The organism is Brenneria goodwinii (assembly GCF_002291445.1).
Lineage (GTDB): Bacteria > Pseudomonadota > Gammaproteobacteria > Enterobacterales > Enterobacteriaceae > Brenneria > Brenneria goodwinii.
Map to the genome: position 1 here is coordinate 1935596 of NZ_CP014137.1, position 14643 is coordinate 1950238.

Here is a 14643-nt window from a genome sequence, read left to right on the forward strand (position 1 = left end):
CTTGCCTGTTTGACAGGGGAACAGAGGAAATAGCGATGCGCATTCTGGTCGTCGAAGATAACGTTTTATTACGCCATCACCTTACCGTGCAAATGAATGAGATGGGACATCAGGTTGATGCGGCAGCGGGAGCCAAAGAAGCCGACTATTTTTTGCTCGAACACTCGCCGGATATCGCCATTGTCGATCTCGGGCTACCGGATGAAGATGGCATGAGCATGATCCGCCGCTGGCGTTCGCAGCAGTTCAAACTGCCCATTCTCGTGCTGACAGCGCGGGAAGGCTGGCAAGACAAGGTGGCGGTGCTGGAAGCCGGGGCGGATGATTACGTCACCAAGCCGTTTCATATGGAGGAAGTCGTTGCCCGTCTACAGGCATTGATGCGTCGTAACAGCGGGCTGGCCTCGCAGATCGTCAGCATTTCACCGTTTGAAATCGATCTATCGCGGCGCGAAGTGATGATTAAAGGAGCCCCGGTCAAGCTGACCGCGTTTGAATACACCATCATCGAAACCCTGATCCGCAACAATGGAAAAGTCGTCAGCAAGGAGTCGCTGATGCTACAGTTGTATCCGGATGCAGAGCTGCGCGAAAGTCATACCATCGATGTGTTAATGGGACGTTTACGTAAAAAAATACAGAACGCGGGGTCAGCCGACGTCATCACCACGGTCCGTGGTCAGGGCTATCGTTTCGACATCGACGCCTGTCAGGCACAAAATGAGTGATAAAAAATCACCGGCAGCGGTTTCCAACGTCGCAAGCGACGGCCCAAAGCGTGACGGCCAGGAAACCTTGCATAAAAAATTTCCTTTTTCGCTACGCGTCCGTTTCTTACTCGCGACCGTCGCCATCGTCCTGGCGTTATCGTTGTCTTACGGCATCGTGGCGATTATCGGCTACAGCGTCAATTTCGATAAAACCTCTTTCCGGCTGCTGCGCGGCGAAAGTAACCTGTTTTACAGTCTGGCGCAGTGGCGGGACGACCAATTAACCATCGCCACACCACCGGATATTGATATCAATTTTCCCACGCTGGTGTTGATTTACGACCAGCAAGGAAAAATACTCTGGCGTGAAAAAGCGGTTCCCCAGTTGGAAGGGCTGATCAACCCGGAGTGGCTGGAAAAAACGGCCTACCATGAATTGGATATTGATAGCAGTACCAGCAGTTCCGTACTGAAAGAGAACACGCTCCTGCTGAGTAGTCTCAGAGCGCTTAATAGCGTCTATTCACACACGCTGACGCATTCCGTCGCCGTTAATGTTTATCCGCGCACGGAGCATCTCCCGCCATTGACCATCGTGGTAATAGACCGTATCCCGCAGGAGTTGCAGCAGGAAGACATCGTCTGGGAATGGTTTAGCTATGTTTTCATGGCCAACCTCATTCTAGTTCTTCCCCTGCTCTGGCTCGGCGCGCACTGGAGCCTGCGGCCGATCAAACACCTGGTCAGGCAGATTGCCGAACTGGAAAACGGCACCCGCGAACAGTTGGATGAAAATCCGCCGCGTGAATTGTTCAGCCTGGTGAAAAACCTGAACATTCTGTTGAATAACGAGCGCCAGCGTTATCACAAATACCGCACGACCCTGACCGATCTCACCCACAGTCTGAAAACGCCGCTGGCGGTTTTACAAACTACGTTGCGGGCATTGCGCACCGGCAAGGAGATCAACATCGATCAGGCTGAACCCATCATGCTGGCGCAGATCAGCAGAATTTCACAACAGATTGGTTATTATCTGCATCGCGCCAGCGTTCGTTCCGAACATCATATGTTGATGCGTGAGCTTCATTCCGTCCCGGCGCTGCTGGACGGGCTCTGTTCGGCGTTGAATAAGGTTTACCAGCGCAAAGGGGTGGTGCTGACGCTGGATATCTCCCCCGAGCTAACCTTCATTGGCGAAAAGAACGACTTTATGGAAATTATGGGCAACATTCTGGATAACGCCTGCAAGTACTGCCTGGAGTTTGTCGAGATTAGCGCGCAATATTCCGACCATAAACTGCATTTGATCATTGATGATGACGGCCCCGGTATTCCGGCAAGCAAGCGGGAAGTGATTTTTCAACGCGGCCAGCGCGTCGACAGGCTACGGCCCGGCCAGGGGATCGGCCTGTCGGTTGCCGCGGAGATTATTGAACAATATCAAGGCGAGATCATCATTAGCGACAGTACGTTGGGGGGCGCGCGCGTCGAGGCTATCTTCTCTCGTCAGAATCCTGCTCAGAATGAGCTATGAAAGTCAGTACAGCTAATCGCGCTTCCGCTATAATTGCAGCCAGTCTCGTTTTCTGGAAGATATGGTATGGACTATCAGCTCAATCTCGACTGGCCGGCGTTTTTTGCCCACCACTGGCAAAAGCATCCGGTCATCATCAAACACGGTTTTAATAATTTTATCGATCCAATCTCGCCGGATGAGCTAGCCGGTCTGGCGTTGGAAAATGAAGTTGATAGCCGGTTGATTAGCCATCAGGACGGGCGCTGGCAGGTCAGCCATGGCCCGTTTGAAAGTTTCGACCACCTGGGCGAAAACAACTGGTCGCTGCTGGTGCAGGCCGTCGATCACTGGCACGAGCCCTCTACCGCGTTGATGCGCCCTTTCCGCCAGTTACCTGACTGGCGCCTTGACGATCTGATGATCTCCTTTTCGGTTCCCGGCGGCGGCGTTGGTCCGCATCTGGACCAGTACGACGTGTTTATTATTCAGGGAACGGGCCGTCGCCGCTGGCGCGTCGGCGCCAAAATACCGATGAAACAGCATTGTCCGCACCCGGACCTGCTTCAGGTCGATCCTTTCGACCCCATCATTGATGAAGAAATGGAACCGGGCGATATCCTGTATATTCCGCCGGGCTTCCCGCATGAGGGCTACTCACTGCAAGATTCGCTCAATTATTCGGTAGGTTTTCGCGCCCCGAACGCTCGTGAACTGGTCAGCGGTTTCGCCGACTATGTGCTCTCCCGCGAGCTAGGCAGCCATCGCTACAGCGATCCGGATATTTCTTCCCGTGAACACCCGGCAACGGTGCTGCCGCAGGAGCTGGATCGCTTGCAGAAAATGATGCTGGAATTGGTTCAACAGCCAGAGCATTTTCAAAACTGGTTCGGTGAATTTATTTCACAGTCCCGCCATGAGCTCGATCTCGCGCCGCCGGAGCCGCCCTACCGGGCCGAGGAAATATATGATTTCCTGCAACAGGGCGAGACATTACGGCGGCTGGGCGGTTTGCGCGTACTGTGCGTCGGCGACAGCTGTTTCGTCAACGGTGAAAAAATTGACAGCCCGCACACGCAGGCGCTTTTGACGCTGGCCGAAAATTATGAGATTAATGCCGCTATGCTGGCCGACGCGCTGGAAGACCCGGCATTCCTGACCCGGTTAACCGTATTGATTAACAACGGTTATTGGTATTTTGCCGATTAAGGCGTCAATGGTCAGCGTTCAAACATCTGACACGGTAGCCTTGGTAAGGCTGAATCCGTCATTCCTGCGTAGGCAGGAATCTTCCTGAGATCAACGCACGAACTGAAAGTAGATCCCCGCCTGCGCGGGGATGACGAGGGATGGAAGAGAGGAATTGTCATCAAAATCAGGCGGGGATTCCCGCCTTCTTTTTTACCGGACTACTGCGCTTTGGCCCGTAACGCGGTTAACTCGGCAATACGCATAATCACCGACACGGATTGTTCCATACCTTCCAGCGTCACAAACTCATGCTTACCGTGATAGTTGTAACCGCCGGTAAACAAATTAGGACAGGGCAGCCCTTGGAATGACAGGTGTGCGCCGTCAGTCCCGCCGCGGATCGGCTTCAGCGCCGGTTCGATATCGCAATCCCGCATGGCCTGCTGGGCCAGCGCAATAATATGCGGGTGCTGTTCTACCTGCTCACGCATGTTGTAGTAGGTATCGGTTATCGTCACTTCGATATAGCAATCGGGATGCAGACCTTTCCCCACCTTCTCGGCGATATCCAACATCTTTCTCTTGCGTTTCTCAAACCCGTCGCGGTCGAAGTCACGAACGATATAGTGAAGCTCCGCCCGTTCAACCACGCCCTTCATGCTGTGCAGATGATAAAAGCCCTGATAGCCGTCGGTGTTCTCAGGAGACTCATCGGCGGGAACTTCATTATGGTAGCGTGACGCCAAGGTCAGCGCGTTAACCATGACCCCTTTGGCGCTGCCGGGATGCACATTATTGCCGACAATCTTCACCGTCACCGAGGCGGCATTAAAGTTCTCATACTCAAGCTCACCAACGCCGCCGCCATCAACGGTATAAGCCCATTGCGCAGCGAATGCCGCCACGTCAAAGAAGTGAGCGCCTTTGCCGATTTCTTCATCCGGTGTGAACGCAATCCTGATATCCCCATGCGGAACCTGACGTTTTCTCAACCGCACCATCGCGGTGATAATCTCCGCGATCCCGGCTTTATCATCCGCTCCCAGCAGCGTTTTGCCATCGGTGGTAATCAGCGTATGCCCCAGCAGTTGATGCAATACCGGGAACATCACCGGCGAAAGCACTTCATCACCGATGCCCAGCGCAATATCGCCGCCGCGATAATTTTCCACAATCTGCGGGTTAACATTCTTCCCGCTGTAGTCGGGAGACGTATCCATATGAGAAATAAAACCGATGGTCGGCACCGGCCAGGCGACATTAGAGGGCAACGTCGCCATGACGCAGCCATGTTTCCCTAATGCCACTTGCTCAAACCCCAGCTCAAGCAACTCCTGTTGTAATGCCCGCGCAAGTTTCAACTGACCGTCGGTGCTTGGCACCTGCCGGACATTCGCTTTTGATTGAGTATCAAAAGAAACGTAATTTAAAAATCGATCGAGTAATTTATCCATCACTATGTGCCTCTTGAGCCCTGAATTTCATTATGGGGATGGCATCCATGGCAAATATTGCGTCAGGTCAGTTTTTACTGTGTTAGCATGCGGAAGCAAAATATCGGCCCCGGCTCCCTGCTCCGGCCAAAGACCGTATTATCGTCATAGTAAGGCACTAAATTCCGGCATCTTCCCGTTATATGTCACAAAATAAACCCAATAGAATAACAATTACACAGCATAATAACGCGGTGCGTTGCCCTGCCCGGTAAACTATTTGCGGCTGTTGCGGCTCAAGTGTGGCATCACAAGTTGGCGTTCGGTATGGTTTCCCGTAGAATGCCGACCCTCAACTGAGTTCGTAGGCTTAAAGGTGATAACCCTTGGCATATACCACGCTTCGCTTTCCGGTGGATGCGCCATATATGGAAATAGAGCAAGAACCCTAAATGAAAAATAATCGTCCTGCTACTCCGGTCGTTGAACTGCTCGACGTCCATAAAAGTTTTGATGGCAAAGAGATCATTTCTCACTTTAATCTCACCATTAATGACGGTGAATTTCTCACTATCCTCGGCCCCTCCGGCTGCGGCAAAACCACCGTATTGCGCCTGATTGCCGGTTTGGAAAACGTCGACAGCGGCCAGGTCATATTAGAAAACCAGGATATTACTCACCAGCCTGCCGAACACCGGCATATTAATACCGTATTCCAGAGCTATGCGCTGTTTCCTCACCTGAGCGTTTTTGACAATGTGGCATTCGGGCTACGGATGCAGAAAACACCGGAGACAGAAGTCGTTCCCCGCGTGCAGGAAGCGCTGAAAATGGTGCAGTTGCAGGATTTAGCCACGCGCCGTCCGCACCACCTTTCAGGCGGACAGCAACAGCGCGTCGCCATCGCCAGAGCGGTGGTGAATAAGCCCAAAGTGCTATTGCTGGATGAGTCGCTCTCCGCGCTGGACTACAAGCTGCGCAAGCAGATGCAAAACGAGCTGAAAGCCCTGCAGCGCACCTTGGGCATCACCTTCATTTTTGTTACCCACGATCAGGAAGAAGCGCTCACGATGTCCGATCGTATCGTGGTGATGCGCGATGGCCGTATCGAGCAAGACGGCTCGCCCCGTGAGATTTATGAAGAGCCGAAAAACCTGTTTGTGGCCAGTTTTATCGGCGAGATCAATATCTTCGATGCGACCGTTATCGCCCAGATCGATGAGCAACGCGTGCGTGCGCGAATTGAGGGGCGGGAATGCATCATTACGGTGGGTTTCCCGGTAAGTATCGGGCAAAGTCTCAAGGTGCTGTTGCGGCCGGAAGATCTGCGCGTAAAAGAGATCCATGACGGTACGCAAACCGCCGCCATCGCCGGCTATGTCCGCGAACGCAACTATAAAGGAATGACGCTGGAATCGAGCGTAGAGCTGGAAAGCGGCAAAATGGTTACGGTCAGCGAGTTCTTTAATGAGGACGATCCCGATGTCGACCACTCGCTGAATCAAAAAGTGGCGGTAACCTGGGTTGAAAGCTGGGAGGTCGTTCTGCACGATGAAGATGCCGCGTAAACGCTTCCAGAATACCATTATCACCATCATTGTGGCCTGGCTGGTGTTGTTCGTGTTTATGCCCAACCTGATGATTATCGGCGCCAGTTTTTTAACCCGTGACGATACAAACTTCATCAGCCTGGTATTTACGCTGGATAACTATACCCGGCTGGCCGATCCGATGTATGCCTCGGTATTGCTGCATTCGCTGAACATGGCGGTGATTGCGACATTATGCTGCCTGATCCTCGGTTATCCTTTCGCGTTTATTCTGGCTCGGTTACCGCAAAAGATCCGGCCGCTGCTGATGTTTTTACTGATTGTTCCCTTCTGGACCAACTCGTTAATCCGCATTTACGGACTGAAGTTGTTCCTGAGCACCCGCGGCTACCTGAACGAGTTCCTGTTGTGGACCGGGATTATCGAAACGCCGCTGCGCATCATGTACACGTCGGGCGCGGTGATCCTCGGTCTGATCTATATCCTGCTGCCGTTTATGGTTCTGCCGCTCTACTCCAGCATTGAAAAACTGGATACGTCTTACCTTGAAGCCGCGCGCGATCTAGGCGCGAATAAATGGCAGCGATTTATACGGATCGTTATTCCGCTGACCATGCCCGGCATTATCGCCGGTTGTCTGCTGGTCTTGCTGCCGGCGATGGGACTGTTTTTTGTCGCCGATCTGATGGGCGGCGCCAAAAACCTGCTTATCGGCAACGTGATTAAAAGCCAGTTCCTGAACATTCGCGACTGGCCGTTCGGCGCGGCCACCAGTATTTGCCTGACATTAATCATGGGGCTACTGCTGTTTATTTACTATCGCACCGCCCGTGCGCTGAATAAACAAGGGGAACTGGAATGATAGGACGTCTGTTGCGCGGTGGCTTTATGTCCATCATCTACGCCTACTTGTACATTCCCATCATCATTCTGATTGTGAACTCGTTCAATCAGGCCCGTTTCGGCATCAACTGGCAAGGTTTCACCCTTAACTGGTACCAGCTGCTGATGAATAACGACAGCCTGGTGCAGGCCGCGCAGCACTCGCTGACCATGGCGGTCTTTTCGGCGACGTTTGCCACGCTGATCGGTTCCCTGGCCGCGGTGGCGCTCTACCGCTACCGCTTCCGCGGTAAACCTTTTGTCAGCGGGATGCTGTTTGTGGTGATGATGTCGCCGGACATCGTCATGGCCATCTCCCTGCTGGTGCTGTTTATGCTGCTGGGGATATCGCTGGGATTCTGGTCGCTGCTGTTTTCCCACATTACCTTTTGTCTGCCTTTTGTTGTGGTAACCGTCTATTCACGATTGAAAGGATTTGATGTACGTATGTTGGAAGCCGCCCGCGATCTCGGCGCCAGCGAAGTGATTATTCTGCGAAAAATCATTCTGCCGCTGGCGATGCCAGCGGTGGCGGCAGGTTGGCTGTTAAGTTTCACCCTGTCGATGGATGATGTGGTGGTGTCGTCTTTCGTTACCGGGCCATCATACGAAATCCTGCCGTTAAAAATTTACTCAATGGTTAAGGTCGGGGTTTCGCCGGAAGTGAATGCGCTGGCGACGATTTTGTTGATGCTGTCGTTGCTTCTGGTGCTCGGCAGTCAGCTTATCCTGCGCGACCGCACCCAAAAATAGTGTTGGATGAACGGTAAGTCCGTCACAGAGAATCGGGATAACGGATTTCAAACTGATGGATATCGCCTTTTGGACGTTTTAAGGAGATAAATACGATGAAGAAATGGCCACATTTGCTGGCGGCCTGCGCCATGGTTTTCAGCATGCATACCGCCCACGCCGACGATGGAAAAACGCTCTACTTCTATAACTGGACCGAGTATGTTCCTCCCGGTTTGCTGGAGCAATTCACCAAAGAAACCGGGATCAAGGTTATCTACTCAACCTATGAATCCAACGAGAGTATGTACGCCAAGCTGAAAACCTATCAGGACAGCGCGTATGACCTGGTGGTGCCTTCAACCTATTTCATTTCCAAAATGAGTAAAGAAGGCATGCTGCAAAAGATCGATACCAGCAAGCTCAGCAACTTCCATAACCTCGATCCAAACTTGCTGCATAAATCGTTCGATCCCAATAACGATTACTCCGTTCCCTACATCTGGGGCGCGACGGCCATCGGCGTCAACAGCGAGGCGATCGATCCTGCCAGCGTCACTAGCTGGGCCGACCTGTGGGATAAGAAATACAAAGGCAGCCTGCTGCTGACGGATGACGCGCGCGAAGTTTTCCAGATCGCCCTGCGCAAACTGGGATATTCCGCCAACACCACCGACCCGCAGCAGATCGAAGCGGCTTACAAAGAGTTGCAGAAATTGATGCCTAACGTGCTGGCGTTCAACTCAGACAACCCCGGCAATCCGTTTATGGAAGGCGAAGTCAATCTGGGCATGGTTTGGAACGGCTCTGCCTATGTGGCCCGTCAGGCCGGTACGCCGCTGGACATCATCTGGCCGAAAGAAGGCGGTATTTTCTGGATGGATAGCCTGGCGATCCCGGCCAACGCCAAAAACGTAGACGGCGCGCTCAAAATGATTAACTTCCTGCTGCGCCCGGAAATCGCGGCGCAGGTGGCGGAAACCATCGGCTACCCGACGCCAAATTTGGCGGCCAAGAAACTGTTGCCGCCAGAAGTTGCAGGCGACAAGACGCTGTATCCGGATGATGACGTGGTTAATCAAGGCGAATGGCAGAATGATGTCGGCAGCGCCAGCACGCTGTATGAAACCTATTTTCAGCAGTTGAAAGCCGGACATTAATCATCATGACAAGATGACCGGCAGGCTCCTCTACCGGTCCTACTTCAGTAGGCTACTGGCCGGCCCACTCATAATACTGGCTCAACCCTTTATCGCACGAACAGCAACTGCCGCACTTGCCGCCGGACTCGGCCTGATGTAGCCGTATCTTGCCCTTCTGTACCCAGATATCCAACATGCCTTCGATAACGCCGGGATCGGTGTGAAATGCGCTGCTGATATCCTGCAACGATACTTTCTTTTGCTGGCGCACATAATCGCGCAATTCAATTAAACTCATACATCCTCCGAACAGGCGAGTTCCCTCACCTGCGGATTTAAAAACTTAAAGACTTTCGTTCAGGTGATTCGCCCTAACCTGTAACCGGGTATCGCCGTTTCGGCGCAGCAGCAGGATCGTCATCAGCATTACCGCCATCACGCCGACGATCGCCAACGTTGAATACAGCGGATGTTGAGCGAAACGCCCGACCTGATAGACCACCACAGCCGAGCCGTAACCCAGTTCAATGGTCCAGGCCACGCAGAATAGCGTCCACGCCGTGCCGACTTCACGCCAGATGGCAGAGACGGCGGCGACACAGGGCACATACAGCAGCACCATGAGCAGATAAGCGAAAGCGCCCAATTTACCGTCAAACAGTTGACCGATCACCGTCAGCGATGACACAGAGAACTCATTTTCCTCCGCCACCGATTCGGCGTTGCTCAAATCACCAACCTCAATACCTAACGGATCCAGAAACGCGTTGCCCAGCTTGCTGAAGTTTTCAGGAATGGTCGCCAGCGCTTCGGTGATACCGGCTTGCAGACTGAAAGGCTCGTCAGACTCTTCTTCGCCTTCATTTTGGGCATCCGCCATGGCGCCATAGAGCGAATCCAACGTTCCCACGACCGCTTCTTTGGCAAAAATGCCGGTAAACACGCCGACGGCCGCCGGCCAGTTCTCCTGCTTTATGCCCATCGGCGCAAATACCGGTACGATTTTCTGCCCAATCGCCGACAGAACGGATTTTTCGCTGTTCTGATTGCCGAAAGAGCCGTCCGTCCCCATTGAGTTCAAAAAACCCAACACCGTCACCACAATGACAATCAGCTTACCGGCTCTGAAGATGAAGTTTTTCAACCGATCCCAGGTACGGATCAGCACACTGCGTAATCCGGGCAGGTGGTAAGGCGGGATCTCCATAACAAATGTGGAGGCTTCACCCTGTAGCGCGGTATTTTTCAGCATAAAGCCGGTCGCGACGGCGGCGATAATCCCAATCAGATATAGACCGAATACCAGGTTCTGGCCGCCGCTGGTAAACAGCGCGGTGGCAAATAACACATACACCGGCAAACGCGCGCCACAGGACATAAAGGGCGCCATCAGCACCGTGACGATGCGGTCGCTGTGTCTTTCCATGGTTCGGGTTGCCATCACCGCCGGTACGTTACAGCCGAACCCCACGATCAGCGGCACAAACGCTTTTCCGGGCAAGCCGATACTGCGCATGAAGCGGTCCATGACAAAAGCCGCCCGCGCCATGTAACCGGAGTCTTCCAGATAAGACAGGAACAGATATAGGCAGGCGATGACCGGAATAAAAGTCGATACCGTCTGGATACCGCCGCCAATACCGTCGGCGATCAGCGTTTTTAGCCACGCGGGAGTATTGATAGCCGCCAGCAGTTCGCCCAATCCATCAACAAAAATGGTGCCGAAGAATTTATCAAAGAAATCGATAAAGGCACTGCCGATGTTAATCGTGAAAATAAACATCAGGTACATCACCAACAGGAAAATGGGGATCCCCAGAAAGCGATGTAACACAATACGGTCTATTTTATCCGTTAATGTCGCCGACATCTCGCCACGGCGGATTATCGCCGACGTCGCAATCGCTGATACGAACCGATAACGGGCATCCGCCAGGAAAATATCCAGTTCATCTTCATATTGTTCGACCAGTTCAGCCACCTTGGCATCGGCCATCGCCAGCAGATCCGCCGGAATTGCCGCGCGAACCGTGCTGTCCCCTTCAAGTAATTGCAACGCCAGCCAATAGGGGTTATTGATGCCTCCGTGTTCGGTAAACTGCCGTGCAATCTCTTTTGCCGCCTGACGAAGCGGTTCATCGTAAGGAATGGCGACATTAGGGGCGGCAGGATGAGATATCGCCTGCGAACAAATCTGGCGTAAATTATCGATGCCTTTTTTCTGGCTGGCGGTAATAGGGATGACCGGGCATCCCAATTGCCGCTGTAACGCCGCAATATCAATATCCAATTTACGTGATGAGGCAATATCCATCATATTAACGGCGACCACCATCGGAACATTCATATCCAATAGTTGCGCGGTTAAATAAAGATTTCGCTCCAAATTGGAAGCATCGATAATATTCAAAACCAGATCCGCTTCGCCGGATAAAATATAATCTCTGGCGACGCGTTCATCTTCGGAACTTTCGGATGAAGGGTTAAGTGAATAAACACCGGGAAGGTCAACCAGCGTGGTCTGCTGATTTTGATAACGATAGTAGCCAATCTTTTTTTCTACCGTCACGCCCGGCCAGTTGCCTACCGTCTGCTTACCACCGGTAAGCACGTTGAACAATGTCGTCTTACCGCAATTAGGGTTGCCAACAACGCAAATGATGGGTTGTGCATCCATAAAATTTTCCTACCTAATTTTGTTAATTCAGCATTTTTCGAGAATAAGGATTTGCGCTTCGCCCTTACGAACGCTGATGGCCGCACCGCGTAAACGTAATTCAATCGGATCGCCTAACGGCGCAATGCGCGACACAGAAAATTCCACACCCGGCGTAACGCCTAGCGCCAGCAACCTTTTACGATAATCCGCTGAACCTTTTTGAAAGCCGATGACGCGCCACCGGGTCGCGACCGTTAATTCATCCAGAGACATCACCATTCCCCTTTTGTTATTGCGATTGCTGTGGGGAAACCCACACCTGTTTTCCCAAATCCCAGTTAATGGCTATACGTCCATCGCCTGCGGCCAACATTAACGGTTGATTTTCTTCCCGCTGAATTACTCGCACATTACCGCCCACATGAATACCTAATTCAATTAAGCGCCGTTGGCTCTCCCCATTAAGACGAATTCGTGCGACAACCGCATTCACATTAATGGGAATATCCAATAATGTTTGAAGAAGTAACGCCATGTAATATTTCCCTTGTTTCTATAACATTTCATTTAAATCAATATATTCAATGCAGATCACAGTTGAGAATATGATTGAAAAATGAACATAAGTAATAACTATTATCAATCATATTCCTGCGTCCCGGCGTACCCTTGACGCATATCAAGCAAAGTGAAATTAGCCCGCAGACAGTAAGCGCAATTACCCATAACAGCGTTGTCAACGAAATAATCCGCATAAAAAAACCCCGGACAGCGCCGGGGTTTGTTCATTCTTATTTCAATCGCCAGATTATTCTTTTTCTTCCTGAGCCAGATCGTTGGCGATTTTTACCGTTTCATCCAGATAAGGGTCGGGAGCCTGATAATCTTTTGGCAGATTCTCCAGCGACTTCAACGGCTTTTTGCCTTCTCTGGCCAGACGATCGTTTATCCGGTGCAATCGCATCGCCTCATCGTCGTCATTTTCTTTGACACGCTGGGCAAGATTGAGTGAAACCGTATTACGCGTATCTTTCGTTGCGTTATAGCGCGCGATATCCTCTGCGATATATTGAAATTCGGGATCCTGGGCGATACGCTGCTGATGCATCTCATTCAGCGTGCCGACAAGCGGTTTCAGGTTGCCGCTTTTCGTGTAATCAGCGGCTTTAATGCTGTCCCACGGTAGCGCATTATCCTCAAATTTCTCTCCGGTATCGACGGTTTCGGTGCCGGTAGGCATCATCACGTCGGGGGTCACGCCTTTCATCTGCGTGCTGCCGCCATCAATGCGATAGAACTTCTGGATGGTGTATTGCACGGATCCCAACGCCGGCCAATCAGGACGCAGCATCTGATCGTAGATACGATTCAGAGAACGGTACTGTTGTACGGTGCCTTTACCAAAGGTCGGTTCGCCGACGATCAAGGCCCGCCCGTAATCCTGCATCGCGGCGGCAAAAATTTCAGACGCCGAGGCGCTGAAACGGTCCACCAGCACCACCAGCGGCCCTTTGTAGTAAACAATGCCGTCCGTATCGCTGTCTTCGCGGATCTTGCCGTTATTATCACGGATCTGCACCACCGGCCCGCTGGGAATAAACAGACCGGACAGTCCTACCGCTTCGGTCAGCGCCCCGCCGCCATTGCTGCGCAGGTCGATCACGATGCTGTTGACATGTTGTTTCTCCAGCTTCTGCAGCTGAACTTTGACATCATCCGTCAGCCCCACGTAGAACCCCGGAATATCCAGCACGCCGACTTTTTCTTTGCCAACGTTCTTAACCGACATCTTGACCGCGCGATCTTCCAAACGAATGCGCTCACGCGTCAACGTCACGATACGGGTTTTGGTGCCCTTACCCGCCGGCAGAATCTCCAACCGGACTTTGCTGCCTTTCGGCCCTTTAATCAACGCGACCACGTCATCAAGACGCCAGCCGATAACATCCACTATCGGTTTGTCGCCCTGACCGACGCCCACGACGCGATCGCCCACCGTAATGTTTTTGCTTTTCGCCGCCGGGCCGCCCGGAACCATGGAGTTAATGACGGTGTAGTCTTCATCCATCTGCAACACCGCGCCAATGCCCTCAAGCGACAGGCTCATTTCAGTGTTGAACTGTTCGGTATTTCTTGGCGATAAATAGCTGGTATGGGGATCAATTTCGCGCGCGAAGGCGTTCATGATCAGTTGGAAGACATCTTCGCTGTTGCTTTGCGCCAGCCGGCGAATGGCGAACTGATAGCGTTTGGTCAGCGTCTCTTTGATGTCTTTGTCTTCTTTACCGGTCAACTTCAGGCTTAACCAGTCGTATTTAACCTTCGAATCCCATAAACGGTTCAGTTCGCCCACATTCTGCGGCCAGGGAGCCTTGCTGCGATCGAGGTCAATGGTATCGTTACCGGTCAGGTCTACCGGCTTTTCCAATAACGACAACGCATATTGATAACGCTCAAAACGCCGTTTCTGCGCCAAGTTATACAGCGCATAGGGGAGATCCAGTTTGCCGGATTTCAGTTCATCATCCAGCTGCGTCTGCTTGCCGGAGAACTGCGCAATATCTGAAGCCAGCAGCACATTATGGCTATAGTCCAGCATATTGAGATAGCGGGAAAAAATCTTCTTGGAGAATTCGTCATCCAGCACAAACTGGCGATAGTGAGAGCGAAGGAAACGCGACGTTACCCTGTCACTCACAGTGGCATGCTGAGACTCCTGGTGGAGCTGCGGGATCTGATCAACACGCGTGATGTTTTCATTCGCAAAACTTGCACCCGCCAGCAGTAAACCTGCAAAAGCGGTTATCTTGACTAAATTGTTCATGCCC

The 14643-nt window shown here is 52.2% G+C and carries 13 protein-coding genes; 7 read left to right on the forward strand and 6 right to left on the reverse strand.

Annotated elements, in window-relative coordinates:
* Positions 1–35: 35 nt before the first annotated feature.
* From phoP to ACN28R_RS08675, 3 genes are all read left to right on the forward strand, one after another.
* Positions 36–728 (forward strand): two-component system response regulator PhoP, encoded by a 693-nt coding sequence (gene phoP, locus ACN28R_RS08665; protein WP_048639046.1) that lies wholly within the window; start codon positions 36–38, stop codon positions 726–728.
* A complete protein-coding gene (gene phoQ / locus ACN28R_RS08670; RefSeq protein ID WP_082153081.1) occupies positions 721–2247 on the forward strand; it encodes a two-component system sensor histidine kinase PhoQ in 1527 nt (508 codons plus the stop codon). The genes phoP and phoQ overlap by 8 nt, the downstream gene beginning before the upstream one ends.
* Positions 2248–2313: 66 nt before the next feature.
* Positions 2314–3435 carry a ribosomal protein uL16 3-hydroxylase gene (locus ACN28R_RS08675; protein ID WP_048639047.1) on the forward strand — a complete coding sequence of 374 codons (1122 nt, stop codon included), beginning with the start codon at positions 2314–2316 and terminating at the stop codon, positions 3433–3435.
* Positions 3436–3635: 200 nt separating this feature from the next.
* On the opposite strand, the gene pepT is transcribed toward ACN28R_RS08675, so the two are convergent.
* A complete protein-coding gene (gene pepT / locus ACN28R_RS08680; RefSeq protein ID WP_095834169.1) occupies positions 3636–4871 on the reverse strand; it encodes a peptidase T in 1236 nt (411 codons plus the stop codon).
* 431 nt (positions 4872–5302) lie between these two features.
* On the opposite strand from pepT, the gene potA reads away from it, so the two are divergent.
* The 4 genes from potA to potD all read left to right on the forward strand — a co-directional run bounded on the left by potA (position 5303) and on the right by potD (position 9174).
* Complete coding sequence (gene potA, locus ACN28R_RS08685) at positions 5303–6418, forward strand: spermidine/putrescine ABC transporter ATP-binding protein PotA (RefSeq protein ID WP_048639049.1); 1116 nt, start codon at positions 5303–5305, stop codon at positions 6416–6418.
* Complete coding sequence (potB, locus tag ACN28R_RS08690) at positions 6402–7262, forward strand: spermidine/putrescine ABC transporter permease PotB (RefSeq protein WP_048639050.1); 861 nt, start codon at positions 6402–6404, stop codon at positions 7260–7262. Before potA ends, potB begins: the two co-directional genes overlap by 17 nt.
* A complete protein-coding gene (potC, locus tag ACN28R_RS08695; RefSeq protein ID WP_048639051.1) occupies positions 7259–8035 on the forward strand; it encodes a spermidine/putrescine ABC transporter permease PotC in 777 nt (258 codons plus the stop codon). Before potB ends, potC begins: the two co-directional genes overlap by 4 nt.
* 95 nt (positions 8036–8130) lie before the next feature.
* Entirely contained in the window at positions 8131–9174 is a 1044-nt protein-coding gene (potD, locus tag ACN28R_RS08700) for a spermidine/putrescine ABC transporter substrate-binding protein PotD (protein ID WP_095834170.1), read from the forward strand.
* 52 nt (positions 9175–9226) lie between these two features.
* Here potD and ACN28R_RS08705 read toward each other — a convergent pair whose 3' ends face one another.
* From ACN28R_RS08705 to prc, 5 genes are all read right to left on the reverse strand, one after another.
* Positions 9227–9454: a FeoC-like transcriptional regulator gene (locus ACN28R_RS08705; RefSeq protein WP_048639053.1), complete on the reverse strand. Its 228-nt coding sequence runs from the start codon at positions 9452–9454 to the stop codon at positions 9227–9229.
* Positions 9455–9499: 45 nt separating this feature from the next.
* The gene (feoB, locus tag ACN28R_RS08710) at positions 9500–11833 is read right to left on the reverse strand and encodes a Fe(2+) transporter permease subunit FeoB (RefSeq protein WP_095834171.1); all 2334 of its coding nucleotides are present in this window, start codon (positions 11831–11833) and stop codon (positions 9500–9502) included.
* Between the two features lie 27 nt (positions 11834–11860).
* A complete protein-coding gene (locus ACN28R_RS08715) occupies positions 11861–12088 on the reverse strand; it encodes a FeoA family protein (RefSeq protein ID WP_048639055.1) in 228 nt (75 codons plus the stop codon).
* Between the two features lie 16 nt (positions 12089–12104).
* Complete coding sequence (locus tag ACN28R_RS08720) at positions 12105–12350, reverse strand: FeoA family protein (RefSeq protein WP_048639056.1); 246 nt, start codon at positions 12348–12350, stop codon at positions 12105–12107.
* A gap of 273 nt (positions 12351–12623) precedes the next feature.
* On the reverse strand, positions 12624–14639 hold the full coding sequence (gene prc, locus ACN28R_RS08725) for a carboxy terminal-processing peptidase (protein ID WP_095834172.1): 2016 nt from the start codon (positions 14637–14639) through the stop codon (positions 12624–12626).
* Positions 14640–14643 lie beyond the last annotated feature (4 nt).

What these genes read in the sequence shown, in the direction of transcription:
- phoP (WP_048639046.1), top strand. Translation starts at nt 36, where the DNA reads ATGCGCATTCTGGTCGTCGAAGATAACGTTTTATTACGCCATCACCTT.
- phoQ (WP_082153081.1), top strand. Translation starts at nt 721, where the DNA reads ATGAGTGATAAAAAATCACCGGCAGCGGTTTCCAACGTCGCAAGCGAC.
- ACN28R_RS08675 (WP_048639047.1), top strand. Translation starts at nt 2,314, where the DNA reads ATGGACTATCAGCTCAATCTCGACTGGCCGGCGTTTTTTGCCCACCAC.
- pepT (WP_095834169.1), bottom strand. Translation starts at nt 4,871, where the DNA reads ATGGATAAATTACTCGATCGATTTTTAAATTACGTTTCTTTTGATACT.
- potA (WP_048639049.1), top strand. Translation starts at nt 5,303, where the DNA reads ATGAAAAATAATCGTCCTGCTACTCCGGTCGTTGAACTGCTCGACGTC.
- potB (WP_048639050.1), top strand. Translation starts at nt 6,402, where the DNA reads ATGAAGATGCCGCGTAAACGCTTCCAGAATACCATTATCACCATCATT.
- potC (WP_048639051.1), top strand. Translation starts at nt 7,259, where the DNA reads ATGATAGGACGTCTGTTGCGCGGTGGCTTTATGTCCATCATCTACGCC.
- potD (WP_095834170.1), top strand. Translation starts at nt 8,131, where the DNA reads ATGAAGAAATGGCCACATTTGCTGGCGGCCTGCGCCATGGTTTTCAGC.
- ACN28R_RS08705 (WP_048639053.1), bottom strand. Translation starts at nt 9,454, where the DNA reads ATGAGTTTAATTGAATTGCGCGATTATGTGCGCCAGCAAAAGAAAGTA.
- feoB (WP_095834171.1), bottom strand. Translation starts at nt 11,833, where the DNA reads ATGGATGCACAACCCATCATTTGCGTTGTTGGCAACCCTAATTGCGGT.
- ACN28R_RS08715 (WP_048639055.1), bottom strand. Translation starts at nt 12,088, where the DNA reads ATGTCTCTGGATGAATTAACGGTCGCGACCCGGTGGCGCGTCATCGGC.
- ACN28R_RS08720 (WP_048639056.1), bottom strand. Translation starts at nt 12,350, where the DNA reads ATGGCGTTACTTCTTCAAACATTATTGGATATTCCCATTAATGTGAAT.
- prc (WP_095834172.1), bottom strand. Translation starts at nt 14,639, where the DNA reads ATGAACAATTTAGTCAAGATAACCGCTTTTGCAGGTTTACTGCTGGCG.